This is a genomic window from Streptomyces sp. NPDC055506, assembly GCF_053643595.1.
In genome coordinates, this window is sequence record NZ_JBSHKH010000080.1 from 1 (window position 1) to 23,403 (window position 23,403).

Genomic DNA, 23,403 nt, shown 5'->3' on the forward strand with positions numbered 1-23,403 from the left:
GAAGGCCGCGGCGAAGAAGACCACCGCGAAGAAGACGACGGCGAAGAAGGCGACCACGAAGACGGCGGCCGCGAAGAAGACGACGGCGAAGAAGGCGCCCGCCAAGAAGACCACGGCGACCGCCAAGAGCACCGCCGCGAAGAAGACCACCGCCAAGAAGGCCCCGGCGAAGAAGGCCACGGCCAAGAAGGCGCCGGCCAAGAAGTCGACGGCGCGCAAGACCACCGCCAAGAAGACCACCGCCCGCAAGAAGTAAGGGCGCCGGGTACTCACGACGGGCCGGACTCCCGCATGGAGTCCGGCCCGCGGCGTGTTCAAGCAGAGGTCAGAGGGTCTGCAGTGTCACCAGAGTGATCCTGAGGTCGTCCTTCGCGCCTTCCACCTCGATACGCACGCGCTGCCCCGGGCGCAGCAGCCTGAGACCCCCCGCGTCGAACGCCGGCGCGTCGAAGGGCACCGGGGTGCCGTCGTCCAGGAGCACCTGCCCGCTGCGGCTTTCGGGGTCGTACGTATAAGCGGTCGCCTGCATGGCCGCAGCCTACTGCCCGGGGATCAGCAACCGCGCGGCGGCCGCGGCCGTATGAGGACCGACCCCCAGGGCCAGCGCGTTGCGCAGGTCGTCGCCGGTGTCCACGTCCTGGCGTACGGAATCCACGTCGGCGAGGCCCAGTTCCACTGCCCCGGACGCACGGTGCCGGGCCCGGGAATCGGTGCCGAAGGCCGGGAGCAATTCACGGCCCGGGGCGGCGGCCAGCAGGGTCGTTCCGATTGCTGCCGCGTCCGGGAGAAATGCGCGCGGGAATTCAGAGGCCGCGTCGAGTACCTGAGTCAATTCCGGCGGGCGCAGTGCCGGAAGATCGGCGTTGAGCGCGGCCACCGGACTTCCGGGGCGAGTGGACCGTATGATCGCCGCCCCGTGTGCGAGAGCGGCGTTGAGGCCGCTTCCCGGCTCGTCGGGGATGATCGCGGCGCCGAGTACGGCCAGCTCACGGCCCGCCCGGGCGTCGTCCGTGACGACTGCCACATCCCGTACCGCGGGACAGGCCAGCGCCGCCGTCACGGTGTCCTGGGCGAAGGCGAGCGCCAGGCCCGGCCGCAGCCCGTCGTCCGCGGTGTCCGCAAGCCTGCTCTTGGCCTGGGCCAGGGGTTTCAGGGGTACGACCAACGTCCACTGCACAGGTGTTCCGTCCCTCTCTTGTCGCGGTCATTGTCACCCGGGGCATCGGGCGGCGGGCGGGTCGGGGCGTACGGTGTTCTCGACAGACCGGCGGCCTGGGGCGACACTTGTGCGGCCCCCCGGTGGCCCCCGCTTCAGGCCCTAGAGGAAGGTGTCCGCGTGCCCCGCCGCAGAATCGGCTTCTGGTACCGCTTCGCTGCGGTGATCTGCAAACCGCCGCTGGTGGTTCTGCTCAGGCGGGACTGGCGCGGAATCGAGCACATTCCGGCCGACGGTGGATTTATCACCGCGGTGAACCACAATTCGCACATTGATCCCTTCGCTTACGCGCACTTTCAGTACAACACCGGGCGCGTCCCGCGATTCCTCGCGAAGAGCGGCCTTTTCAAGAGCGGATTCGTCGGGGCCGCGATGCGGGGAACCGGGCAGATCCCCGTCTACCGCGAGAGCACGGACGCGCTCAGCGCTTTCCGGGCCGCGATCGACGCCGTGAACCGCGGTGAATGCGTCGCCTTCTATCCCGAGGGCACGCTCACCCGCGACCCGGAAGGTTGGCCCATGACCGGCAAGACCGGGGCGGCGCGCGTCGCCCTGGAGACCAAGTGCCCGGTGATCCCCGTCGCCCAGTGGGGCTGCAACGAGCTGCTGCCGCCGTACGCGAAGAAGCCGCACCTCCTGCCGCGCAAGACGCACCGCGTGCTGGCCGGGCCGCCGGTGGACCTGACGCGGTTCTACGACCAGGAGATGACCGCGGATCTCCTGAAGGAGGCCACCGAGGTCATCATGGCCGCCGTGACCGGTCAGCTGGAGGAGATCCGCGGGGAGAAGGCGCCCGCCACGCCCTACGACCCGCGCCGGGAACGGATCGAACAGCGGCGCCGCACCCAGGCGCAGACAGAGCGGGGCGGGCAGGAATCGGTGCAGTCGGTGCAGTCGGCGCAGGAAGAGGGGCTGGGCAAGTGAGCAAGCCGGTCAAGGCGGCGGTCCTGAGCGCCGGTTCGTGGGGTACGGCGTTCGGCATGGTGCTCGCCGACGCGGGGTGCGAGGTCACCCTGTGGGGGCGCCGTCCGGAGCTCGTGGAGGCGATCAACTCCACCCGGACCAATCCCGACTACTTCCCGGGCGTCGCGCTGCCGGAGAACGTACGGGCCACCACGGATCCCGCGGAAGCCGCGGCGGACGCCGACTTCACGGTCCTCTCGGTCCCCTCACAGACCCTGCGCGGCAACCTCGCCGAGTGGAGCCCGCTGCTCGCCCCGCACACGGTCCTCGTGTCGCTGATGAAGGGCGTCGAACTCGGCTCCGCGATGCGGATGAGCGAGGTCATCGACGACGTCGCCAAGGTCGGCCCGGACCGCATCGCCGTGGTCACCGGGCCCAACCTGGCCCGGGAGATCGCCGCGCGGATGCCTGCCGCCGCCGTGGTCGCCTGCACCGACGAGGCCGTCGCCCAGCGGCTCCAGGCCGCCTGCCACACGCCGTACTTCCGCCCGTACACCAACACCGACGTCGTCGGCTGTGAACTCGGCGGCGCGGTGAAGAACGTCATCGGGCTGGCCGTCGGCATCGCGGACGGCATGGGCCTCGGCGACAACGCCAAGGGCTCGCTCATCACCCGCGGTCTCGCCGAGACGACCCGGCTCGGCATGGCCCTGGGCGCCGACCCGCTGACCTTCTCCGGACTCGCGGGCCTGGGCGACCTGGTGGCCACCTGTTCCTCGCCGCTGTCCCGCAACCACACCTTCGGCACCAACCTCGGCAAGGGCATGACCCTGCAGGAGACCATCGCGGTCACCAAGCAGACCGCCGAGGGCGTCAAGTCCTGCGAGTCGGTGCTGGATCTGGCCCGCCGGCACGGAGTCGACATGCCGATCACCGAGACGGTCGTCGAAATCGTGCACGAGGGCAAGCCTCCGGTGGTGGCCCTCAAGGAGCTGATGTCGCGCAGCGCGAAGCCCGAACGACGCTGAGCGACGCGACGCCGGGGGCGCTGTATCGCGGCCCTACCAACGGGTACTCTCAACCCGATATGAGCACCGAGAACCTCCCCCAGAGCCCCGAGCAGCCGCCTCGCAAGCCGCGTGTGGCCGTCGTGTTCGGCGGGCGCAGCTCCGAACACGGGATCTCCGTGGTCACCGCCGGCGCCGTCCTCAAGGCCATCGACCGGACCAAGTACGACGTCCTGCCGATCGGCATCACCCAGGACGGCCGTTGGGCGCTCACGGCGGACGAACCGGAGCGGATGGCGATCGTCGACCGGCGCCCGCCGAGTGTCGACGCGCTCGCCGAGTCGGACGAGGGCGGAGTGATCCTCCCGGTCGACCCGGCCAACCGCGAAGTCGTCTACAGCGAGCCGGGATCGGTTCCCAAGGCGCTCGGCGAGGTCGACGTGGTCTTCCCGGTGCTGCACGGTCCGTACGGCGAGGACGGCACCCTCCAGGGCCTCCTGGAGCTCTCCGGCGTCCCGTACGTGGGTTCGGGTGTGCTCGCCTCGGCCGTCGGCCAGGACAAGGAGTACATGAAGCGGGTGTTCACCTCCTTCGGGCTCAAGGTGGGCCCGTACGTGGTGGTCCGCCCGCGCGAGTGGGAGCGGGACGAGACCGCCGCCCGCAAGAGGATCGTGGACTTCGCCGGCGAGCACGGCTGGCCGCTCTTCGTGAAGCCCGCGCGTGCCGGTTCGTCGATCGGCATCACCAAGGTCGACGACCTCTCCGGACTCGACGAGGCGATCGCCGAGGCCCAGCGGCACGACCCGAAGATCCTCGTGGAGGCCGCGCTGCGCGGCCGCGAGATCGAGTGCGGCGTCCTGGAGTTCGAGGACGGCCCCCGGGCCTCCGCCCCCGCCGAGATCCCCACTCCCGAGGCGCACGCGTACTACGACTTCGAGGCCAAGTACATCGACTCGACGCCGGGGATCGTGCCCGCGCCCCTGTCGCCGCAGGAGACGGCCGAGGTGCAGCGCCTGGCGGTCGACGCCTTCGAGGCGGCGTCCTGCGAGGGCCTGGTCCGCGCGGACTTCTTCCTCACCGAGGACGGCGAGTTCGTGATCAACGAGATCAACACGATGCCCGGCTTCACGCCCATCTCGATGTACCCGCAGATGTGGCAGGCGAGCGGGGTGTCCTACCCGGAGCTGGTGGACCGCCTGGTGCAGGCGGCACTTGGCCGTTCGACGGGCCTGCGCTGAATCGACCGCCCGTCGCGGGAGGTGTCAGGAGGCGATCCCCTCGGGGATCGCCTTTTTCACAGCGGCGGCCAGATCGATCAGCACCCCGGAGCTGTCCGGCCCGTCCGGCACGCGTACTTCCACGTACACCTCGCGGTTGGCGGTGGTGAAGACGTGCCCCCCGTCGCCCCGCTCCTCCATCAGCCAGTCCACCCCGTTCACACCACCGGCTACCGCGTCCGGATCACGTCCGTCCGCCACCTTCGGGTCGATCATCTTCGGCGGCTGCGGAACACCGCAGCGCAGTATGATCGCCGGGCTGCCCCAGCCCGCCGTCAGCGCGGACGCGGGCTCGGGATCCTCGCGGCGCTCACCGTCCACCTTCGCGGGCAGTACCTTGTCCAGGTTCCGGCACAGTTCCACGGCCTTGGCGCCCGGACTGGGAACCGCCGCCGACGCGCTGTCGTCTGCTGAGGAGCAGCCCGCGACAGTGATCAACAGCGCGAGAGCGGGCAGGCGGAACATGCGGAAGACAGAACGGTGCCGGTGACGGAAAGAGTTCACCGGCACAGGGTAGACGGGGGCTAGATATGGACGACCGGGCAGGTCAGGGTGCGGGTGATGCCGTCCACCTGCTGGACCCTGGCGACCACCAGACGACCGAGATCGTCGACGGTGTCGGCCTGGGCCCGCACGATGACGTCGTACGGTCCTGTCACGTCCTCGGCCTGGACGACCCCAGGGATCTTGCTGATCGTCTCGGCGACGGTCGACGCCTTGCCGACCTCCGTCTGGATCAGGATGTACGCCTGTACCACGGAACCTCCAGGGCGGCCACGAGGATCATGTGGGGAAAAGGAACGCCACGGTATCGCGTCGCCGCTCACCACGGGGAGACCCGTGGGGACCGGGTCTTGCGCGCCGGGGTGCGGGTCCGGCAGAACTTGACGGTCACTTCGACCGTAGCGAGGCCCGAGATGCCTCGCTACCGGGCATGGACAGGGACAGAAGGGGAGAACGGGCAATGAAGGGCACTGTTGGTGAGCTCGGTGAGTTCGGGCTCATCAGGGAGCTCACCTCCCGTCTGACCACCACCCCGGCGGTCCGGGTCGGCCCCGGCGACGACGCCGCCGTGGTGGCCGCGCCCGATCGCCGGGTCGTGGCCAGTACGGACATCCTGGTGGAGGGCCGGCACTTCCGCCGGGACTGGTCGACGGCCTACGACGTGGGCCGCAAGGCGGCCGCGCAGAACCTCGCCGACATCGCCGCCATGGGTGCCGTACCGACCGCGCTGCTGCTCGGTCTGGTCGTCCCGGCCGACCTGCCGGTGACCTGGCCGAGCGAGCTGATGGACGGCCTGCGCGACGAGTGCCAGGTCGCCGGAGCCGCCGTGGTCGGCGGTGACGTCGTACGCGGCGACTCGATCATGGTGTCGATCACGGCGCTCGGCGATCTGCGCAACCAGGAGCCGGTGACGCGGGCGGGCGCGCAGCCCGGCGACCTCGTCGCGGTGACCGGCTGGCTGGGCTGGTCGGCGGCCGGGTACGCGGTGCTGTCGCGGGGGTTCCGCTCGCCGCGCGCGTTCGTGGAGGCCCATCGGCGTCCCGAGCCGCCCTATCACGCGGGTCCGGCCGCCGCCGGGCTCGGGGCGACGGCGATGTGCGATGTGAGCGACGGGCTGATCGCCGACCTCGGTCACATCGCCGAGGCCAGCAAGGTGCGGATCGACATCCGCTCCGGGGCGATCGACATCCCGACCCAGATGAACGACATCGGGCAGGCCGTCGGCGTCGACCCCATGCAGTGGGTGCTGACCGGGGGAGAGGACCACGCGATCGTGGCGACGTTCCCCTCGGACGTGAAGCTGCCCGCCCGCTGGAAGGTCATCGGTGAGGTCCTCAACCCCTCGGCGCTGCCCCAGGTCACGGTCGACGGGGCGCCGTGGACCAGCAAGGGCGGCTGGGACCACTTCGGAGACATAGAGTCATGATCCCCAACGTCCTCACCGTGGCAGGCTCAGACTCCGGCGGAGGCGCCGGCATCCAGGCCGACCTGAAGACGATGCTCGCGCTCGGCGTGCACGGCATGAGCGTCGTCACGGCGGTGACGGCGCAGAACTCCCTCGGCGTGCAGGGGGCTTGGGAGCTGCCCGTGGAGGCCGTACGGGCCCAGTACCGCAGTGTCGTCGACGACATCGGCGTCCAGGCGGTCAAGACCGGGATGCTGGCCTCCGCGGAACTCGTGGAGGCGGTGGCCGAGTTGCTCGCGGGGACGGACGCCCCGGCGGTCGTCGACCCGGTGGGCGTCTCCAAGCACGGCGACTCCCTGCTCGCCGCCTCGGCGCTGGACTCCGTCCGTACGAAGCTGCTGCCGGTGGCGACGGTCGCCACCCCGAACCTCGACGAGGTGGCCCAGCTGACGGGGGTGCGGGTCGAGTCGGAGGAGCAGCTGCGGCGGGCCGCGGCGGCCGTGCTCGCGTACGGGCCGCGCTGGGTGCTGATCAAGGGCGGGCATCTGCCCGGGGACGCCGTGGATCTGCTCACCGACGGCTCCGAGGAGCACTGGCTGCGGGCGCCGCGCCATGACAACCGGCACACGCACGGGACGGGTTGCACCCTGGCCTCCGCGATCGCCTCTCAGCTCGCGAAGGGGCGGTCGGTGCCGGAGGCGGTGACGGCGGCCAAGGAGTACGTCACGGGGGCCGTCGCGGCCGGCTTCGCGCTCGGCGGGGGTATCGGGCCGGTCGATCACGGCTGGCGGTTCCGCGGGGACGCGTAGCCGCTCAGGTGCGGCGCTCAGACACGTCAAAGAGCCGGTCCACCTGAGGTGGACCGGCTCTTCAAGCGAACCAGCAGTGGCCGCGCGCTAGCTGAGCGTCAGCGCGAGACCTTGCCGGCCTTGATGCACGAGGTGCAAGCGTTCACGCGCTTCGGCGTCCCGCCCACCACGGTACGCACACGCTGGATGTTCGGGTTCCAGCGGCGGGACGTACGGCGGTGCGAGTGCGAGATGTTGTTGCCGAAGCCCGGCCCCTTGCCGCAGACGTCGCAGTTGGCAGCCACGGGTCACTCCAAAGACTTCAGATGCACTTACGGTTGATCCCGGCATGCCGGGATCAGGATCAAGGATCTGAGTGGCGCTGCCAGGGGAATGGCCCGATTGGGATCGGGCAACCGGAGCAGCATACAACGACTGCCCCAGGACAACGAAACTACCATGGTCGGGCGGTGGTCTCACCTGCCCGCTTCCGGTGGAGGCCGTCCCGGAGACTACGCTGCGTGCCACGTCCAGCAGCAGAGGGAGGCGCAGTGGCGCAGGTGCCGCAGACGTTCTTCGATGCTCTCGCGGTGCGCACCTGGTGCGGTCTCGCTCTCGAGACGCTGGGGCGGGCGCGTGAGGAGATCGACGCGATCAACGTCTACCCCGTGGCGGACGGGGACACCGGCACGAACCTGTATCTGACCGTGGAGTCCGCGGTCGCCGCGGTCGAGGCGGTGTTCGCGGGCCATGCGGCGGGGGCGGGTCCCGAGGGGCCGACCTTCGCCGATGCCGCCCGGGCGATGGCGCACGGGGCGCTCATCGGTGCCCGCGGGAACTCCGGGACCATCCTCGCCCAGCTGCTGCGCGGCATGGCCCAGGTGCTGGCCGACGACGAGGCCGCCCACGCCGACGGCCAGGCCCTGCGGCTCGCCCTGCGGCACGCGGCCGACTCCGCCCGCCAGGCCGTGGCCCACCCCGTCGAGGGCACCGTCCTCACGGTCGCCTCGGCCGCCGCCGACGCCGCGGACGGTGCCGAGGGCGACTGCGGGAAGGTGGCCCGGGCGGCCTACGAGGGAGCGCGCACGGCCCTCGCCGCGACCCCCGGCCAGCTGCCCGTCCTGGAACGCGCCGGGGTGGTCGACGCCGGTGGGCGAGGGCTGGTGGCGGTGCTCGGGGCGCTGGTGGAGACGTTCACGGGGGAGACGCCGCGGGTGGTGGCTGCGGGGGTGGTGAGCGTGCCGGGGGCCAGGGCGTCCGGGGGAGTGGTGGCCGAGGGGGGTCCGGTCAGGGCGCACCTCGGCTCGGACGAGGGACTCCACGAGTGCGCCGACAGCGCCGCCGTTCCGGGCCGCGACGGCCCCGCCTTCGAGGTGATCTACCTCCTGGAGGCCGAGGACGCGGCCGTTACGCGATTGCGGGAGCGGCTCGACGCCCTCGGGGACTCCCTCGTCGTGGTCGGCGGTGACGGGCTGTGGAACGTCCATGTCCATGTCGACGACGCGGGCGCCGCCGTCGAGGCCGGCATCGAGGCGGGGCGGCCCTACCGGATCCGCATCACGCACTTCGGCGCCGGCGACGTGCACACCACCGGCGCCGAGCGGCCGCCCCGGGAACGGGCCCAGCGCGCCGTCGTGGCCGTCGTGCCCGGCGAGGGCCTGGCCGGGCTGTACACCGAGGCCGGCGCGACCACCGTGCTCGCACGCCCCGGGGAGCCGCCCGCGAGTGGCGAGCTCGTACAGGCCGTACGGCGGGCCCACGCGCGCGAGGTCGTGCTGCTGCCCAACGACGCCGAACTGCGTCACACCGCCGCGGCGGCGGCCGAGCAGGCCCGTACGGAGGGCATCCGCGTGGCCCTCATCCCGACCCGCTCGGCGGTCCAGGGCATCGCGGCACTGGCCGTGCACGAGCCGGAGCGCCGCTTCGACGAGGACGTGGTGTCGATGACCTCGGCGGCCGGCGCGACCCGCTACGCCGAGGTCACCGTCGCCGAGCGACAGTCCTGGACGATGGCCGGCATCTGCCAGGCCGGCGACGTCCTCGGCCTGATCGACGGCGACGTGGCCGTGATCGGCGCGGACATCGCGGCCACCGCCGGGACCGTCCTGGACCGGATGCTCGCGGCCGGGGGCGAGATGGTCACCCTGGTCCTCGGTGACGACGCCCCCGAGGCGATCGCCGAGCACCTGGAGGGCCGGGTCCGCGAGGGCTACCTCGCCGTCGACACGGTCGTCTACCGGGGCGGACGGCAAGGAGCCCTGCTCCTCATCGGCGTGGAGTAAGCCGGGCCGGCCTCCAGTAGCACCGGATCGGCGTGGAGCAGGACCGGATCGGCGTGGAGCAGGACCGGATCGGCGTGGAAGAGGACCGGACCTCAGCCCTGCCGCTCCGCCACGGCCTGGAGCATGTGCCCCGCCTCCGCCCGCCGGGCCCGCACCTCCTGGTCCTCGACGGCTCCCGTGCCGTCGGAGCCGTCGTGTCCCTCGTACGCCGCCAGCACCGCACGCGCGCGTGCCACGGCCTCGGCCGATCGGCCCAGGTCGGCCTCCAGCCGGCCCGCGGCCAGCTCGGCGCCGGTGCGGCTGTGCAGGGCGCCGTCCCCGAGGGAGGCGAACACCGCTACCGACCGGACCACTTGGGACAGGGCCTCCTCCAGCACGGCCCGGGTCGAGGCGTCTTCGACGTCCTCGGAGACTGAGCGGGCCAGCAGGTCGCCGAACTGCCGGTGGGTGTGGCCGAGTTCGGCCGTGAGCCGGAGCCGGGACTCCTCGTCGGCGGCCGTGTCCCGCGCCGCCTCGCAATCCCGCACGGCGCCCGCCATCAGGCCGCGTGCCTTCTCCTGCCCGTCCCGCTCGTGCAACGCCAGCCAGGCGCGGGCGCGCAGGGAGCGGACCAGCCCGTGGGTGTTGCCGAGTTCGCGCCACAGGTCGCCCGCGCGTGTGTAGGCCCGGTCCGCCTCGGCGGCCAGCCCGGCCTGCCCGAGCGACTCACCGGCCAGATGGGCGAGAGTGGCGTGGTCGCCCTGCTCGGGCCAGTGCCGGGCGATCTCGGCCGCCTGCAGCCGCCGTTCGGCCGCCGCGCGGTGCTCGCCGAGTTCGCTCAGGCAGTCGCCGAGCCACCACTGCGTCTGCACGACCGCCCCGTCACCGTGTGTCTCGGCGGTCAGATCGGGCAGCGCCGACTCCAGCACCTCGGCCGCCTCGGCCCACCGCTCCTGCCGCAGCAGGAACCCGCCGAGCTGCTGCCGTGCCCAGGCACCCAGCGTCGCGCTCTCGCCCGCCTCGTCGGCCCAGTGCGCCGCCTGCAGGGCGTGTTCCGCGGCCTCCACGGCCTCGCCCCGGCCGCCGACGACCTCGGCGAGCTGGAGGTGCAGCTGCGCCCGGCCGGGCGCCTCCAGCTGCGGCCCGCCGTGCTCCAGGGCCGCCCGAAGCGCTCTTTCCGCCTCCGCCATGTCGTCGAGGTGGTGTGCCAGGGAGGCCAGCCGGGCCTCGTACTCCACCGCGAACCAGGGCAGCCCCGCCGCGACGAACGCCGCCGCGCCCCGCGCGAACAGCTCCGCCGCCGACTTCAGATCCCCGGCCAGTCCCGCCAGCTCGCCGAGCATCGCCTGCGCCTCGGCGGCCCGCGCGGCCAGCCGTACGTCCTCCCCGGTCCGCCCGTCGACGAGCGCCAGGACCTCGCGGACCGCGGCTTCGGCCTCGGCGAGCACCGCCTCCGTCCCGGGCCCCTCGGCCGCGTGCGCCCGGCGCATCAGGATCCGGGCCCGGCCCATCAGGACGGACGCCGTCTGCCGCAGGCCCGTGCCGCCGGCGGCGTGCAGCGCGAGAATCTCGTCGTACGGGCCGGCCACGGCTGTGACCGCGTCTGCCACCTCGCCCCCGAGAGCGCGTACGTAGGCCGCACGCGCGCGTGCCGCCAGGGCCTCGCCCGGATCGCCCGCCTCCGCGTACAGCCCGGCGGCCCGCTCGAAGAGCGCGGCACCCCCGGGACCGAGGCCCATGGCCTCGTGGTCCGCGATCTCGGCCCGGTCGCGCGGGTCCAGCTCGACGCCCTCCGCGGCCCCGGCGACCGCCGCCCACGCCTCCACGGCCCCCGGCCGCAGGGTGTCCGACAGCCGCCGTGCCTCGGCCAGCAGGGCGGGCAGATCCGGCTGCCCGGTGACCGCGGCCGGCACGGCCGGGGGAGCGGGCGGAGGGACCGTCCGCACCGACCGCACGCCCAGCGGCAGCCGCTCCACCAGGGGTTGCCGCGCCATACGCGCGCGTGCCCGCTCACTGACATATGCCGTGCCGTTGCGCTCGTCGAAGCGCGCCGCCAGCGCGAGGGTCTCCGCACGCGCGTGCGTGGCCAGTTCCCGGGCGGTCCACTCCCGGCCGGCCGGGCCCGGCACCTGCCGGTCGCCGAGACCGAGGCCGGTCAGACGGTCCATGAGCAGGGCCACCACGCTCATGAAGTCCAGCTTGCTCTGCGGCTGCCCGTCGTCCGTGAAGTACGCGGGCCGCTCCGCGAGCAGTTCCAGACCGCGCGCCTCGTTGCCGGTCAGCGCGCAGAACTCCACGTGCTCGGCGTACGCGCCGCGCATGCTCTCCATGGGCCGTACGAGCCGGAAGCCCCGCAGATGGTGCGCGCGTGCCTCGTCCAGACGACCCAGCCGCAGCAGCGGCACCAGGGAGGAGGCGAGGGCCGTGTGCGGCTCGTGGGCGCAGGCGTACTCGCCCTCCAGCACCGGCCGCCACAGCTCCACGGCCTGCGCGTCCCGGCCCCGTTCCGCCTGCCACCAGCCCTGCCCGTGCAGCTCGCACGCGTGGCAGTCGGCCATGCTGTCCCGGTCGGCCGCCAGCCACGCGGCGTACGCCCGCTCGGCCCGCGCGATGTCCCCGACATGGGCGGCCACGCTGTGCTCGGCGCTGCGCACGGCCCGCTCGGAGTGCCCGGCGAGCCGGTAGCGGTGCTCCATCTCGCCGAGCCACTTCTCGATCGACGCGAGCGGGATGTGCGGCTGGTCGAGCATGCCGGACGACACCCACTTGAAGACCCAGTGCAGCGAGTGGGTCTCGTACTCGTCGAAGTCCTCGGGGTGTTCGTCCCACAGGCGCAGCAGGCGGGCGAAGGGGACGAACATCTTCCCCTTCTCGGAGCTGTAGTTGTAGACCTTCAGCTGGTGCCCGAGGGCCTCGATCACGGCGAGCGGGATGTTCAGCTTCTCGGCCGCCGTCAGCAGCTCCTCCGCGCGCGCGTTGCGGGCGGGCCCCTCCGGCTCGTCGGAGTTCTCCGCCATCGCCCGGCGCAGTGCGTCGAAGTCGGTGATCTCACTCATGCCTGACCGTCCTCGCTGTGCGTGGCCCACTCCAGGAGACCGATGAACGCGCGGTTGAGCAGCGCCGAATCGGCGGGCCTGAGCGGCCGCTGCGCCATCAGCAACGCCTGACCGTACAGCGACTCCGTAGCCGTGCCGATCAGCTCCGGGTCGTGCAGCGCGCTGATCCGCCGGACCAGCGGATTGAGGTGGTTGAGCACCAGGCGCGCGCGTGGAGCACTGCCGCGCAGGGAGCCGAGGATGCCCGCCCACAGGTCGTCGGCCTGAGCCTCGGCATCGGCCCGGGCCTGTTCGTGCCGGGCGTCCCGGTCGTCGAGGTGCAGCGCGGGCACCGAGAGCGGGTGGAAGGCCCGCAGCACCACATCGCAGCCCAGCTGGTCGAGCCGGGCCCGCGCCGACGCCAGGAAGTCCGAGAGGGCCAGCTCCTCGGCCGGGTCGACGTCGTCCAGATGGGCGGTCACCGTGTCCGCGTCCAGCTCGGCGACCACGGTCCCCGGCCGCACCGACGGCAAGGCCTCCACCAGCTCGCTGTCGTACGTGTAGCCGCCGTTGATCACGCCGATGCCCTGCGCGGACGCGATCGGCGCGACCTGCCGGTACTCCTCGACGGTCCGCGTGAAGTGCACCACCGGGTGCCGCTGCGCGAACTCCTCCAAGGACAGCCGCCCGTCGGTCGTCTCGAAGGGCAGCCACGGCAGCATCGTGCGCAGCATCTCGCGGTCGTGCCGGGCCAGCGACTTCACACCCAGGTGGTGCACCGACAGGAACGCGGCCAGCCGTTCCGGATCACCGGCCGCCAGGCCCGTCAGCCACTGGCGGATCCGCTCGCCCAGCGCCTCCCGTACGGCGGCCAGCGTCTCGTCCTCGTACAGCGACTCCCGCGAGGCCGTCGGTCGCAGGCTGTCCGTGTCGAGCACACAGCGCACGAAGAACGCCCAGTCGGGCAGCAGCTGCTCGGCCCGCTCGGTCAGCAGCATGCCCTTGAGATGCACGCGATGCCCCGCGCGCTGGGCCGGGCTGACCGCCGAGGGCAGCACATACGCCACCCCGCGGATGCCGGCCAGCGGCACGGCCAGGTCGATCGTGTCCAACGGGGTGAAGCCGAACAGGTCGTGGCAGTGCCGGGCGAGGGCGACACGGCGGGTGGCCGGGCTCGGATACGAACGGTCCCAGGGCGCAGGCAGGTCGGTGACCGCCTCGTCGCCCACCCGGACGTCGTACGGCAGCAGCGAACCGAAATCCCGTGCCAGGGCCGCGACACGCTCGGGCGTGAGCCACTCCGCCGCCCCCGCCCGGGCCACCAGATGCACGGTCGTGCCCGGTTCGGGCCGCTCGGCGTCCGGCAGTGTCCGCACGGTGTACGAACCGTCGTCCCGGGCCGTCCACTCCACGGGCGGCGCCCCGGGCGTACGGGCGCTGCGGCTGACGACGTGGATCCGCTCGGCGACGACGAAACAGGCCAGCAGCCCGATGCCGAACTGCCCGAGGAAGTCGGACCTGGCCTCCTGAAGCCCCTCGGCACGCTTGGAACTGCGCCCGATCGTGGCGAGCAGGCTGTGCACGTCCGCCTCGGAGAGCCCCACGCCGGTGTCCTCGACCCGGAGCGTGCCGCCCCGCGCGGTCAACCGCACCCGGGCCGGGGCGTCGGGCTCGGCCGCGCGTCTGGCGGTGATGGCGTCCACCGCGTTCTGCAGCAGCTCGCGCAGATACACCTTGGGACTGGAGTAGAGGTGGTGGGAGAGCAGGTCCACCAGACCACGCAGGTCGACCTGGAACGTATGAGGTGACTGGGGCGAACGGGGTGCCTGGGAAGCCTGTGAGGTCTCGGAATCCATCATCACGGCGCCGATGGGGGGACTCGCGACGGCGCGGGGTCGGGCGGTCCCGGTGGGGCGGTGACCGCGAAGAAGGGCCGGGAGCGCGCCATCCTAAGGCCCGAACCAGCCGTCTGACCAGGGATTTCCGGGACGTATACGGCAACGTCCGCCGCGGCCTCTACGGCGATGTCAGTGGTGTGGTGTGCAATGGATCTCGTGCCCGCACTGGAAGAACCGCTGAAACAACCGCTGAAGTCGGTGCTCGGCCCCGCCACCGCGAAGGTGATGGCCGAGCACCTCGGCCTGCTCACCGTCGGAGACCTCCTCCACCACTACCCGCGCAGATACGAGGAGCGCGGCCAGCTCACCCACCTCGCCGAGCTCCCCATGGACGAGCACGTCACGGTGGTCGCCCAGGTCGCCGACGCCCGCCTGCACACCTTCGCCTCCGCCAAGGCCCCGCGCGGCAAGGGCCAGCGCCTGGAGGTCACCATCACGGACGGCAGCGGCCGCCTCCAACTGGTCTTCTTCGGCCACGGCGTTCACAAGCCCCACAAGGAACTCCTGCCGGGCACCCGCGCGATGTTCGCGGGCAAGGTCTCCGTCTTCAACCGTCGCCTGCAACTCGCCCATCCAGCCTACGAGTTGCTGCGCGGCAACGCTGACGACCCCGACGAGTCCGTCGAGACCTGGGCCGGCGCACTGATCCCCATCTACCCCGCCACCGCCAAGCTGGAGTCCTGGAAGATCGGCAAGGCGCTCCAGACGGTCCTGCCCACGGCCCAGGAGGCCGTCGACCCGCTGCCGGACTCCCTGCGCCAGGGCCGCGGCCTGGTCCCCCTCCCCGAGGCCCTGCTGAAGATCCACCGCCCGCACACCAAGGCGGACATCGAGGAAGCCCGCGCCCGTCTCAAGTGGGACGAGGCCTTCGTCCTCCAGGTCGCCCTGGCCCGCCGCCGCCACGCCGACGCCCAACTCCCGGCGGTTCCCCGCAGGCCCACCCCCGACGGCCTCCTCGCCTCCTTCGACGCCCGCCTCCCCTTCACCCTCACCGACGGCCAGCAGCGCGTCTCCAGGGAGATCTTCGACGACCTGGCCACCGACCATCCGATGCACCGGCTGTTGCAGGGGGAGGTCGGATCGGGCAAGACGATGGTCGCCCTGCGCGCCATGCTCGCCGTGGTCGACGCCGGCGGGCAGGCCGCCATGCTCGCGCCCACCGAAGTGCTCGCCCAGCAGCACCACAGGTCCATCGTCGAGATGATGGGCGAGCTGGCCGAGGGCGGCATGCTGGGCGGGGCCGAGCAGGCCACCAAGGTGGTGCTGCTCACCGGCTCCATGGGTGCGGCCGCCCGCCGGCACGCCCTGCTCGACCTCACCACGGGCGAAGCCGGCGTCGTCATCGGTACGCACGCGCTGATCGAGGACAAGGTGCGGTTCCACGACCTGGGCCTGGTCGTGGTCGACGAACAGCACCGCTTCGGCGTCGAGCAGCGCGACGCCCTGCGCGGCAAGGGCAAACAGCCCCCGCACCTCCTGGTCATGACCGCCACGCCCATCCCGCGCACAGTGGCCATGACGGTCTTCGGCGACCTGGAGACCTCCGTCCTCGACCAGCTCCCGGCCGGCCGCTCGCCGATCGCCAGCCATGTCGTCCCGGCCGCCGAAAAGCCCCACTTCCTGGCCCGGGCGTGGGAACGGGTCCGCGAGGAAGTGGGCAACGGCCATCAGGCGTACGTCGTCTGCCCCCGCATCGGCGACGAGGAGGACGACCCCAAGAAGTCCGGCAAGAAGAAGCCCGCCGAGTCCCCGGAGGACGCCGCCGAGAAGCGCCCGCCCCTCGCCGTCCTGGATGTGGCGGACCAGCTGGCGAAGGGCCCCCTCCAGGGCCTGCGGGTCGAGGTCCTGCACGGCCGTATGCAGCCTGACGACAAGGACGCGGTCATGCGCCGCTTCGCCGCGGGGGAGACCGACGTCCTGGTCGCCACGACGGTCATCGAGGTCGGCGTCAACGTCCCCAACGCCACCGTCATGGTGATCATGGACGCCGACCGCTTCGGCGTCTCCCAGCTCCACCAGCTGCGCGGTCGCGTAGGCCGTGGCTCGGCGCCGGGCCTGTGCCTCCTGGTCAGCGAGATGCCCGAGGCGAGCGCGGCCCGCCAGCGCCTGAACGCCGTAGCCGCCACCCTCGACGGCTTCGAACTCTCCCGCATCGACCTGGAACAACGCCGAGAGGGCGACGTCCTGGGCCAGGCCCAGTCCGGAGCCAGGACCTCTCTGAAGGTCCTCGCCGTCATCGAGGACGAGGAGATCATCGCGGAGGCGAGAGAGGAAGCGACGGCAGTGGTGGCCGCCGACCCGGAGCTGACCCACCTCCCGGCCCTGCGCACGGCACTGGACGCCCTCCTGGACGAGGAAAGGGAGCAGTACTTGGAAAAGGGGTGATGGTTGTCGCCCTCAAGGGGCGCGGGGAACTGCGCGACCAGCCACACTGATACCTGAAGCCGCCCACGACCAAGGACCACAGATGACGCGCGTGATCGCCGGCCAAGCCGGCGGACGCCGCCTGGCCGTCCCGCCAGGCACAGGAACCCGCCCCACATCGGACCGCGCCCGAGAGGGCCTCTTCTCCACCTGGCAATCCCTCCTGGGCGGCCCCCTGGACGGCGAACGCGTCCTCGACCTCTACGCGGGTTCAGGAGCCGTGGGCCTGGAAGCACTCTCCCGCGGCGCGAGCCACACCCTCCTCGTCGAGGCCGACGCGCGAGCGACCCGCACGGTCCGCGAGAACGTGAAGTCCCTCGGCCTCCCGGGCGCAGAGGTCAGATCAGGCAAAGCGGAACAGATCATCCGCACATCACCCCCCGGCGCCCCCTACGACCTCGTCTTCCTCGACCCCCCGTACGCCGTCACGGACGACGATCTTCGCGAGATCCTGCTCACACTCCGCTCGGAAGGCTGGCTCGCCGAAGAAGCCCTCGTCACCGTGGAGCGCAGCACCAGAGGCGGTGAATTCCTGTGGCCCGAGGGCTTCGAAGCCCTCCGGGCCCGTCGCTACGGCGAGGGAACGTTTTGGTACGGTCGCGCCGCCTCTACGTGCGAAGACGCACGATGACCGGACCGGAGAGCGAGGGAACACAAGTGCGCCGCGCCGTCTGTCCCGGGTCATTCGACCCGATCACCAACGGACACCTCGACATCATCTCCCGCGCCTCCAGGCTGTACGACGAGGTCTATGTCGCGGTGATGATCAACCAGGCCAAGAAGGGCCTGTTCGAGATCGAGGAGCGGATCGACCTGATCCGCCGGGTCACCGCCGAGTACGGCAACGTCCGCGTCGAGGCCTTCCACGGCCTGCTCGTCGACTTCTGCAAGCAGCGCGACATCCCCGCCATCGTCAAGGGCCTGCGCGCGGTCAGCGACTTCGACTACGAACTCCAGATGGCCCAGATGAACAACGGCCTCTCGGGCGTGGAAACCCTCTTCATCCCCACCAACCCCACCTACAGCTTCCTGTCGTCCTCCCTGGTCAAGGAGGTCGCGACCTGGGGCGGGGACGTCTCGCACCTGGTCCCGGCGGAGGTCCTGGAGGTCCTCAACGAGCGCCTGCGCAAGGACTGATGGGACTACAGTCGTCCCGTCCGTCTCCAACGCATCCGTAGAGAGTGGCGAGCACACCGTGGACGTGCAGAAGAAGCTCGACGAGATCGTCTCAGCGGTCTCCGGCGCCCGGTCCATGCCCATGTCGGCCTCGTGCGTGGTCAACCGCGCCGAACTGCTCTCCCTGCTGGAAGAGGTGCGCGCGGCGCTGCCCGACTCGCTCGCCCAGGCCCAGGAGCTGATTGGCGGCCGCGAGCAGATGGTCGAACACGCCCGCCAGGAGGCCGAGCGCATCATCGGGCAGGCGCACGCCGAGCGCGGCTCCCTGATCTCCGACACCGAGGTCGCCCGCCGCTCCCAGGCCGAGGCCGACCGGATCCTCGCCGAGGCCCGCCAGGAGGCCGAGGAGGTCCGCGCCGAGGCCGACGACTACGTCGACTCCAAGCTCGCCAACTTCGAGGTCGTCCTCACCAAGACCCTTGGCTCCGTCGGCCGCGGCCGCGAGAAGCTCCTCGGCACCGGCCCCGGCGTCGACGAGCAGGGCTACGAGGACGAGGACGCCCCCGAGCGCAGCCAGGACCCGGAGACCCTGCGCCGTACCGCCGACGAGTACGTCCACGCCAAGCTGGGCTCCTTCGAGGCGGTCCTCGCCAAGACCCTGGAGGCCGTCGGCCGCGGCAGGCAGAAGCTGCACGGCCGTATCGCCAGCGACGACCTCGGCGCCCTCGCCGACGATCTCAGCACGGTCCAGCACTCCAGCGACGCCGACTACCTCGCCGACCTGGCCGCCCTGGGGGAGCAGAAGTCCCCGGCCGAGCAGCCCGCCCAGCAGCAGGACTACGGCCAGCCGCAGCCGGCCTACGCCCCCGCCCCCGGTTACGCTCCGGCGGCAGGCGCCCCCGTCCAGCAGCAGCCCGACCCCTACGGCGGCTACCAGCAGCAGGCCTACGCCGCCCAGCAGGACCCCTACGGCTACCAGCACGCCGATCCCTACGCCTACCAGGGCTACGACGCCCAGCAGGCCGCGTACGACCCCAACCAGGTCCAGCAGGCGCAGCAGGGGCACCAGGGCCAGCAGGGATACGCCCTCGACGAGACCAGCCTCTTCGACACGGGCATGATCAGCGCCGAGCAGCTGAGGGCCTACGAGCAGGGCCGCGGCAACGGCTGAGCACCGGATTGGGCCGACAGCGAAAGGTCCAGTATCCTGGCTCTTCGGTCGCGCGTACGTCCGCGATCCACGCTGCCCGGAACACCGATGGGCGGCAACCCTCTCAGCTCGCAAGATCGAAAGCAGGAATGGCTCTGAACGCCCGCCTCGACCACCGCAACCCCCTCGTGTTCGACACACACGAGCTGGGCCGGCGGCCCGGTGCGCTGCAGCGCCTGACCCGCACGGTCGACGCTCCCAAGGACTTCGGTATCAAGGGAGTCATCGGAGTGCCGGAAGGCGCCCCGGTGGAGCTCGAACTCCGCCTGGAGTCGGTCATGGAAGGTGTGCTTGTCACAGGCACCGCCCGTGCCGGGGCCGAGGGGGAGTGCGTAAGGTGTCTGGAGCCGCTTCAGCTCGACGTCGAAGCGGAATTCCAGGAGATGTTCTCGTACCCTGACGCCGACGACCGGGGCCGCGTGATCGCGGAACCGGGCGACGACGCCGAGGACGACGAGGACAGGCTCTTCCTCGAGGACGGCCTGTTCGACCTCGAGCCCGTGCTGCGTGATGCGGTGGTGCTCGCACTGCCGATGCAGCCGGTGTGCCAGGAAGACTGCCCTGGTCTGTGTGCCGAGTGCGGCGCGCGACTGGCGGACGACCCGGACCACCACCACGACGCCGTCGACATCCGTTGGGCGGCTTTGCAGGGACTCGCCGGCACCATGAAGGACGGCGAGAAGGACGAGATGAGCGGCGCCGAACCGGGCGTCGACGAGAAGCAGGAGAAGTAGCCGTGGCTGTTCCGAAGCGGAAGATGTCGCGCAGCAACACGCGCCACCGCCGGTCGCAGTGGAAGGCTGCGGTCCCCACCCTGGTTGCGTGCGAGCGCTGCCACGAGCCCAAGCAGCAGCACATCGCGTGCCCGTCTTGCGGCACCTACAACAAGCGCCAGGTCCTCGAGGTCTGAGCGGCTGGTGAGAGGCACTGTGTCCACGCCGAAGAAAAACTCTGCGGACAACCAGGCCTCGTCCCACACGCTGTTGGAAGGGCGGCTCGGGTACAAGCTCGAGTCCGCCCTTCTGGTGCGTGCGCTGACCCACCGTTCCTACGCGTACGAGAACGGCGGTCTGCCGACCAACGAGCGCCTGGAGTTCCTCGGGGACTCCGTCCTGGGTCTCGTGGTCACAGACACGCTGTACCGAACCCACCCCGACCTGCCCGAAGGCCAGCTGGCCAAGCTGCGGGCCGCGGTGGTCAACTCGCGTGCGCTGGCGGAGGTGGGCCGTGGGCTCGAACTGGGCTCCTTCATCCGGCTCGGCCGCGGTGAAGAGGGCACGGGCGGCCGGGACAAGGCGTCCATCCTCGCCGACACCCTCGAAGCGGTGATCGGTGCGGTCTATCTCGACCAGGGACTGGAGTCCGCGGCGGAGCTCGTGCACCGCCTGTTCGACCCCCTGATCGAGAAGTCCTCGAACCTCGGAGCCGGCCTGGACTGGAAGACCAGTCTCCAGGAGCTCACCGCGACCGAGGGGCTCGGTGTGCCCGAGTACCTGGTCACGGAGACCGGCCCCGACCACGAGAAGACCTTCACTGCTGCCGCCCGCGTCGGAGGCGTCTCGTACGGCACCGGCACCGGCCGCAGCAAGAAGGAGGCGGAGCAGCAGGCCGCCGAGTCCGCCTGGAGGTCCATCCGGACCGCGGCGGACGAGCGCGCCAAGGCGGCGGCCAAGCAGGCCGCCGACGAGAGCGCCGGCCCCGAGCCGGCATCCGCCTGACCGAACAGAAACAGCGCACCCGAGCGCCCGCCCCTGCCCGGGGGTGGGCGCTCGGCTCGTACACGGGGGAGCCCATGCCCGAGTTGCCCGAGGTCGAGGTCGTACGGCGCGGCCTGGAGCGGTGGGTCGCCCACCGGACCGTCGCCGAGGTCGAGGTGCTGCACCCGCGCGCGGTGCGCCGCCACCTCGCCGGCGGCGCCGACTTCGCGGACCGGCTGAAGGGCCACCGCATCGGCACGCCCAGCCGCCGGGGCAAGTACCTGTGGCTGCCCCTGGAGGACACGGACCAGTCGATCCTGGCCCACCTCGGCATGAGCGGCCAGCTGCTGGTACAGCCGCACACGAGTCCCGACGAGAAGCACCTGCGCATCCGCGCCCGCTTCACGGACGCCCTCGACACCGAACTCCGCTTCGTCGACCAGCGCACCTTCGGAGGTCTGTCGCTGCACGACAACACCCCCGACGGCCTGCCCGACGTCATCGCGCACATCGCCCGCGACCCGCTCGACGACCTCTTCGACGAAGAGGCCTTCCACCAGGCGCTGCGCCGCAAGCGGTCCACGATCAAACGGGCCCTGCTCGACCAGTCGCTGATCAGCGGCGTCGGGAACATCTACGCGGACGAGGCCCTGTGGCGCGCCCGCATCCACTACGAACGCCCGACCGCGACCTTCACCCGTCCGCGCACACTGCTGCTCCTGGGCCATGTACGGGACGTGATGAACTCCGCCCTCGCGGTGGGCGGCACCAGCTTCGACAGCCTCTACGTCAACGTCAACGGCGAGTCGGGCTACTTCGACCGGTCCCTCGACGCGTACGGCCGCGAGGGCCTGCCCTGCCGGCGCTGCGGCACGCCGATGCGCCGACGGCCCTGGATGAACCGGTCCAGCTACTACTGCCCGAAGTGCCAGCGGCCGCCGCGGATCACGCCCTAGCGGAGTCGTACCGCTCGCGGGCCGCCAGGACGTCGTCCATGCTGCCCTCCACGAAGTGGATCAGGGCGAGCAGCCGCTCGGCCACTCCGCGTCCCAGCGGCGTCAGTTCGTAGTCCACACGGGGCGGGTTGGTCGGCTGTGCCTCGCGGAGGACCAGACCGTCGCGCTCCAGCGCGTGCAGCGTCTGGGACAGCATCTTCTCGCTCACACCGTCGACCCGGCGGCGCAGCTCGTTGAAGCGCAGCGACCCCTCGTACAGAGCGGTCAGCGCGAGCCCGCCCCAGCGGCCCGTGACGTGCTCCAGCGTGCCACGCGAGGGGCAGGCCCTGGCGAACACGCTGTACGGGAGATCGTCCAGCCCTTCCGTGAGCTCCTGGGTGGTGGTCATGCCCCAAGAATACGCCAGCACAGCGCTCGCCAACAGGTTGCGCTAACTTCTGGTTAGCGCTCCTTAGTGCACCGAGGGGCGTCTAGTAACCGAAGTTCTGGGTCCACCACGGGCCGCCCGACCCGAGCTCGACACCGACGCCCAGCGTCTTGAAGTCGCAGTTCAGGATGTTGGCGCGGTGGCCGGGGCTGTTCATCCAGGCGTCCATCACGGCCGCGGCGTCCGCCTGGCCGCGGGCTATGTTCTCCCCGCCGAGGTTGGATATCCCGGCCTTCTCGGCCCGGTCCCACGGCGTCTTGCCGTCGGGGTCGGTGTGGTCGAAGAAGCCCCGGGCGCGCATGTCCTCGCTGTAGCTCTGCGCCAGCTCGGTCAGCGCGCTGTTCGCGGCGAGCGCGCTGCAGCCCACCTTGGCCCGCTCCTCGTTCACCAGCTTGAGCACCTGGGCCGCGGCGGCGGACTCCTCGGTGAGGGCGGCGGGGGCGCTGGGCTTCTCGGGCGCCTGCGTGGCCGTGCGGGACGGCGTGTTCTCCGGCTTTTTGCTGGGGGTCGCGGCCGGCTTCTTCTTCTCCGGCGTCTTTTCCTGCGTCTTCTCCGGCTTCTCGGGTGTCTTCGTCGGCGCGGCCGACGACTTCGAGGCGGACGGTGACGGGGACAGGGAGCGCTCGGCGTCCCGGCTCGTGGGTGCCCCGCCCCGGTCGTCGGCGCTGCCGGAGGTGCCGCCCTGCTCGGTCGGGGTGTTGGTCGGCGTGTCCGCGGCCTGCACCTTGTCGGCGCCGCCGTCGCCGCCGAGCTTGTAGTTCTCGAGGCCGGGGACCGCGCCCGTGGCCACCGCGACCGTGCCGATGGCGACCGCGGCGGACACACCGAGCAGACCGGTGCGCATCGGCCGTGCGGCCTTCTTCCGGCGGCGGTGCGAGCCCGCCCGCCGGGTGCCGGCCTCGGGGGTGAAGCCGTCGCTCGCGAAGACGGCCGTCTCGGCGGTCCGCTGGCGGGGAATGGCGGCGTACCCGTCACCCGGCGCGGGGGCCTCCGTCTCGAACAGGTAGGCCTCGCTCCGCGCGTAGGTGTCGGCGTACGCGTCGGGGTTCAGATAGGGCGCGATGCCCATGGTCGGGCCGTCTTCACCGCCGAACAGCGGATCATGGCCCTCCGCGGTGCCGTCGGCCTGCGTGATCCCCGTGGCGCTGCCCGCGGCGGCGCGGCCGGCGTCGGAGCGACGGTGGCGTCCCATGTTCTGGCCTTCCTCGTCCTGGCGGTCGACTCGTCCTCGAGATCAACACCAAACTCACTCGATGGTGTGAGTTTCATATGAGATTCG

Annotated in this window: 24 protein-coding genes; 15 read left to right on the forward strand and 9 right to left on the reverse strand. The window is 71.6% G+C overall.

Features of this window, described 5'->3' with window-relative positions; all coding sequences use genetic code 11:
• Positions 1-256 (forward strand): histone H1-like repetitive region-containing protein (locus tag ACWIF2_RS26495; RefSeq protein WP_454363187.1); only part of this gene is annotated, 256 nt, incomplete at its 5' end.
• Positions 257-325: 69 nt separating this feature from the next.
• On the opposite strand, the gene ACWIF2_RS26500 is transcribed toward ACWIF2_RS26495, so the two are convergent.
• Both ACWIF2_RS26500 and cofC read right to left on the reverse strand, forming a co-directional pair.
• The gene (locus tag ACWIF2_RS26500; protein WP_184598572.1) at positions 326-529 is read right to left on the reverse strand and encodes a hypothetical protein; all 204 of its coding nucleotides are present in this window, start codon (positions 527-529) and stop codon (positions 326-328) included.
• A gap of 9 nt (positions 530-538) precedes the next feature.
• Positions 539-1,177 (reverse strand): 2-phospho-L-lactate guanylyltransferase, encoded by a 639-nt coding sequence (gene cofC / locus ACWIF2_RS26505; protein WP_454363188.1) that lies wholly within the window; start codon positions 1,175-1,177, stop codon positions 539-541.
• A 159-nt stretch (positions 1,178-1,336) separates the two neighbouring features.
• Here cofC and ACWIF2_RS26510 point away from each other — a divergent pair, with 159 nt between their 5' ends.
• The 3 genes from ACWIF2_RS26510 to ACWIF2_RS26520 are packed head-to-tail and all read left to right on the forward strand — an operon-like array spanning position 1,337 to position 4,364.
• Complete coding sequence (locus ACWIF2_RS26510) at positions 1,337-2,140, forward strand: lysophospholipid acyltransferase family protein (RefSeq protein WP_454363189.1); 804 nt, start codon at positions 1,337-1,339, stop codon at positions 2,138-2,140.
• Positions 2,137-3,147 carry an NAD(P)H-dependent glycerol-3-phosphate dehydrogenase gene (locus ACWIF2_RS26515; RefSeq protein ID WP_454363190.1) on the forward strand — a complete coding sequence of 337 codons (1,011 nt, stop codon included), beginning with the start codon at positions 2,137-2,139 and terminating at the stop codon, positions 3,145-3,147. Before ACWIF2_RS26510 ends, ACWIF2_RS26515 begins: the two co-directional genes overlap by 4 nt.
• Before the next feature lie 59 nt (positions 3,148-3,206).
• Entirely contained in the window at positions 3,207-4,364 is a 1,158-nt protein-coding gene (locus ACWIF2_RS26520; RefSeq protein ID WP_454363191.1) for a D-alanine--D-alanine ligase family protein, read from the forward strand.
• 24 nt (positions 4,365-4,388) lie between these two features.
• Here ACWIF2_RS26520 and ACWIF2_RS26525 read toward each other — a convergent pair whose 3' ends face one another.
• Both ACWIF2_RS26525 and ACWIF2_RS26530 read right to left on the reverse strand, forming a co-directional pair.
• Positions 4,389-4,907 carry a DUF3515 domain-containing protein gene (locus tag ACWIF2_RS26525; protein WP_454363192.1) on the reverse strand — a complete coding sequence of 173 codons (519 nt, stop codon included), beginning with the start codon at positions 4,905-4,907 and terminating at the stop codon, positions 4,389-4,391.
• Between the two features lie 20 nt (positions 4,908-4,927).
• Positions 4,928-5,161 (reverse strand): Lrp/AsnC family transcriptional regulator, encoded by a 234-nt coding sequence (locus ACWIF2_RS26530; protein WP_193481916.1) that lies wholly within the window; start codon positions 5,159-5,161, stop codon positions 4,928-4,930.
• Positions 5,162-5,367: 206 nt separating this feature from the next.
• On the opposite strand from ACWIF2_RS26530, the gene ACWIF2_RS26535 reads away from it, so the two are divergent.
• Together ACWIF2_RS26535 and thiD are read left to right on the forward strand one after the other, a co-directional pair.
• Positions 5,368-6,333: a thiamine-phosphate kinase gene (locus ACWIF2_RS26535; protein ID WP_382496958.1), complete on the forward strand. Its 966-nt coding sequence runs from the start codon at positions 5,368-5,370 to the stop codon at positions 6,331-6,333.
• Positions 6,330-7,121 carry a bifunctional hydroxymethylpyrimidine kinase/phosphomethylpyrimidine kinase gene (gene thiD / locus ACWIF2_RS26540; RefSeq protein WP_454363193.1) on the forward strand — a complete coding sequence of 264 codons (792 nt, stop codon included), beginning with the start codon at positions 6,330-6,332 and terminating at the stop codon, positions 7,119-7,121. The genes ACWIF2_RS26535 and thiD overlap by 4 nt, the downstream gene beginning before the upstream one ends.
• Positions 7,122-7,219: 98 nt before the next feature.
• Here thiD and rpmB read toward each other — a convergent pair whose 3' ends face one another.
• Positions 7,220-7,405, reverse strand: coding sequence for a 50S ribosomal protein L28 (rpmB, locus tag ACWIF2_RS26545; RefSeq protein ID WP_003993230.1), 186 nt, complete (start codon positions 7,403-7,405; stop codon positions 7,220-7,222).
• Positions 7,406-7,651: 246 nt separating this feature from the next.
• Here rpmB and ACWIF2_RS26550 point away from each other — a divergent pair, with 246 nt between their 5' ends.
• Positions 7,652-9,382 carry a DAK2 domain-containing protein gene (locus ACWIF2_RS26550; protein WP_454363194.1) on the forward strand — a complete coding sequence of 577 codons (1,731 nt, stop codon included), beginning with the start codon at positions 7,652-7,654 and terminating at the stop codon, positions 9,380-9,382.
• 92 nt (positions 9,383-9,474) lie between these two features.
• Here the strand turns inward: ACWIF2_RS26550 and ACWIF2_RS26555 are convergent, their stop codons facing one another.
• Both ACWIF2_RS26555 and ACWIF2_RS26560 read right to left on the reverse strand, forming a co-directional pair.
• Positions 9,475-12,417: a tetratricopeptide repeat protein gene (locus ACWIF2_RS26555; protein ID WP_454363195.1), complete on the reverse strand. Its 2,943-nt coding sequence runs from the start codon at positions 12,415-12,417 to the stop codon at positions 9,475-9,477.
• Entirely contained in the window at positions 12,414-14,252 is a 1,839-nt protein-coding gene (locus tag ACWIF2_RS26560) for an HSP90 family protein (RefSeq protein WP_454363211.1), read from the reverse strand. Before ACWIF2_RS26560 ends, ACWIF2_RS26555 begins: the two co-directional genes overlap by 4 nt.
• Before the next feature lie 189 nt (positions 14,253-14,441).
• Between ACWIF2_RS26560 and recG the strand changes: the two genes are divergently transcribed.
• From recG to mutM, 8 genes are all read left to right on the forward strand, one after another.
• The gene (recG, locus tag ACWIF2_RS26565; RefSeq protein WP_454363196.1) at positions 14,442-16,679 is read left to right on the forward strand and encodes an ATP-dependent DNA helicase RecG; all 2,238 of its coding nucleotides are present in this window, start codon (positions 14,442-14,444) and stop codon (positions 16,677-16,679) included.
• A gap of 82 nt (positions 16,680-16,761) precedes the next feature.
• On the forward strand, positions 16,762-17,349 hold the full coding sequence (rsmD, locus tag ACWIF2_RS26570; protein ID WP_454363197.1) for a 16S rRNA (guanine(966)-N(2))-methyltransferase RsmD: 588 nt from the start codon (positions 16,762-16,764) through the stop codon (positions 17,347-17,349).
• A 26-nt stretch (positions 17,350-17,375) separates the two neighbouring features.
• The gene (coaD, locus tag ACWIF2_RS26575) at positions 17,376-17,855 is read left to right on the forward strand and encodes a pantetheine-phosphate adenylyltransferase (RefSeq protein WP_053668759.1); all 480 of its coding nucleotides are present in this window, start codon (positions 17,376-17,378) and stop codon (positions 17,853-17,855) included.
• Positions 17,856-17,913: 58 nt separating this feature from the next.
• Positions 17,914-19,005 (forward strand): cell division initiation protein, encoded by a 1,092-nt coding sequence (locus tag ACWIF2_RS26580; protein WP_454363198.1) that lies wholly within the window; start codon positions 17,914-17,916, stop codon positions 19,003-19,005.
• Between the two features lie 128 nt (positions 19,006-19,133).
• Complete coding sequence (locus ACWIF2_RS26585; RefSeq protein WP_454363199.1) at positions 19,134-19,778, forward strand: YceD family protein; 645 nt, start codon at positions 19,134-19,136, stop codon at positions 19,776-19,778.
• Positions 19,779-19,780: 2 nt separating this feature from the next.
• The gene (rpmF, locus tag ACWIF2_RS26590) at positions 19,781-19,954 is read left to right on the forward strand and encodes a 50S ribosomal protein L32 (protein WP_003951102.1); all 174 of its coding nucleotides are present in this window, start codon (positions 19,781-19,783) and stop codon (positions 19,952-19,954) included.
• Positions 19,955-19,973: 19 nt separating this feature from the next.
• Positions 19,974-20,762, forward strand: coding sequence for a ribonuclease III (gene rnc, locus ACWIF2_RS26595; protein ID WP_454363200.1), 789 nt, complete (start codon positions 19,974-19,976; stop codon positions 20,760-20,762).
• Between the two features lie 74 nt (positions 20,763-20,836).
• Positions 20,837-21,697: a bifunctional DNA-formamidopyrimidine glycosylase/DNA-(apurinic or apyrimidinic site) lyase gene (gene mutM / locus ACWIF2_RS26600; protein WP_454363201.1), complete on the forward strand. Its 861-nt coding sequence runs from the start codon at positions 20,837-20,839 to the stop codon at positions 21,695-21,697.
• Here the strand turns inward: mutM and ACWIF2_RS26605 are convergent.
• Positions 21,687-22,085 (reverse strand): winged helix-turn-helix transcriptional regulator, encoded by a 399-nt coding sequence (locus tag ACWIF2_RS26605; protein WP_454363202.1) that lies wholly within the window; start codon positions 22,083-22,085, stop codon positions 21,687-21,689. The two genes, mutM and ACWIF2_RS26605, sit on opposite strands and share 11 nt — an antisense overlap.
• A gap of 82 nt (positions 22,086-22,167) precedes the next feature.
• Entirely contained in the window at positions 22,168-23,316 is a 1,149-nt protein-coding gene (locus tag ACWIF2_RS26610; RefSeq protein WP_454363203.1) for a CAP domain-containing protein, read from the reverse strand.
• Positions 23,317-23,403 lie beyond the last annotated feature (87 nt).

What these genes read in the sequence shown, in the direction of transcription:
- ACWIF2_RS26500 (WP_184598572.1), bottom strand. Translation starts at nt 529, where the DNA reads ATGCAGGCGACCGCTTATACGTACGACCCCGAAAGCCGCAGCGGGCAG.
- ACWIF2_RS26520 (WP_454363191.1), top strand. Translation starts at nt 3,207, where the DNA reads ATGAGCACCGAGAACCTCCCCCAGAGCCCCGAGCAGCCGCCTCGCAAG.
- ACWIF2_RS26535 (WP_382496958.1), top strand. Translation starts at nt 5,368, where the DNA reads ATGAAGGGCACTGTTGGTGAGCTCGGTGAGTTCGGGCTCATCAGGGAG.
- thiD (WP_454363193.1), top strand. Translation starts at nt 6,330, where the DNA reads ATGATCCCCAACGTCCTCACCGTGGCAGGCTCAGACTCCGGCGGAGGC.
- ACWIF2_RS26555 (WP_454363195.1), bottom strand. Translation starts at nt 12,417, where the DNA reads ATGAGTGAGATCACCGACTTCGACGCACTGCGCCGGGCGATGGCGGAG.
- ACWIF2_RS26560 (WP_454363211.1), bottom strand. Translation starts at nt 14,252, where the DNA reads ATGGATTCCGAGACCTCACAGGCTTCCCAGGCACCCCGTTCGCCCCAG.
- recG (WP_454363196.1), top strand. Translation starts at nt 14,442, where the DNA reads ATGGATCTCGTGCCCGCACTGGAAGAACCGCTGAAACAACCGCTGAAG.
- rsmD (WP_454363197.1), top strand. Translation starts at nt 16,762, where the DNA reads ATGACGCGCGTGATCGCCGGCCAAGCCGGCGGACGCCGCCTGGCCGTC.
- ACWIF2_RS26585 (WP_454363199.1), top strand. Translation starts at nt 19,134, where the DNA reads ATGGCTCTGAACGCCCGCCTCGACCACCGCAACCCCCTCGTGTTCGAC.
- mutM (WP_454363201.1), top strand. Translation starts at nt 20,837, where the DNA reads ATGCCCGAGTTGCCCGAGGTCGAGGTCGTACGGCGCGGCCTGGAGCGG.
- ACWIF2_RS26605 (WP_454363202.1), bottom strand. Translation starts at nt 22,085, where the DNA reads ATGACCACCACCCAGGAGCTCACGGAAGGGCTGGACGATCTCCCGTAC.
- ACWIF2_RS26610 (WP_454363203.1), bottom strand. Translation starts at nt 23,316, where the DNA reads ATGGGACGCCACCGTCGCTCCGACGCCGGCCGCGCCGCCGCGGGCAGC.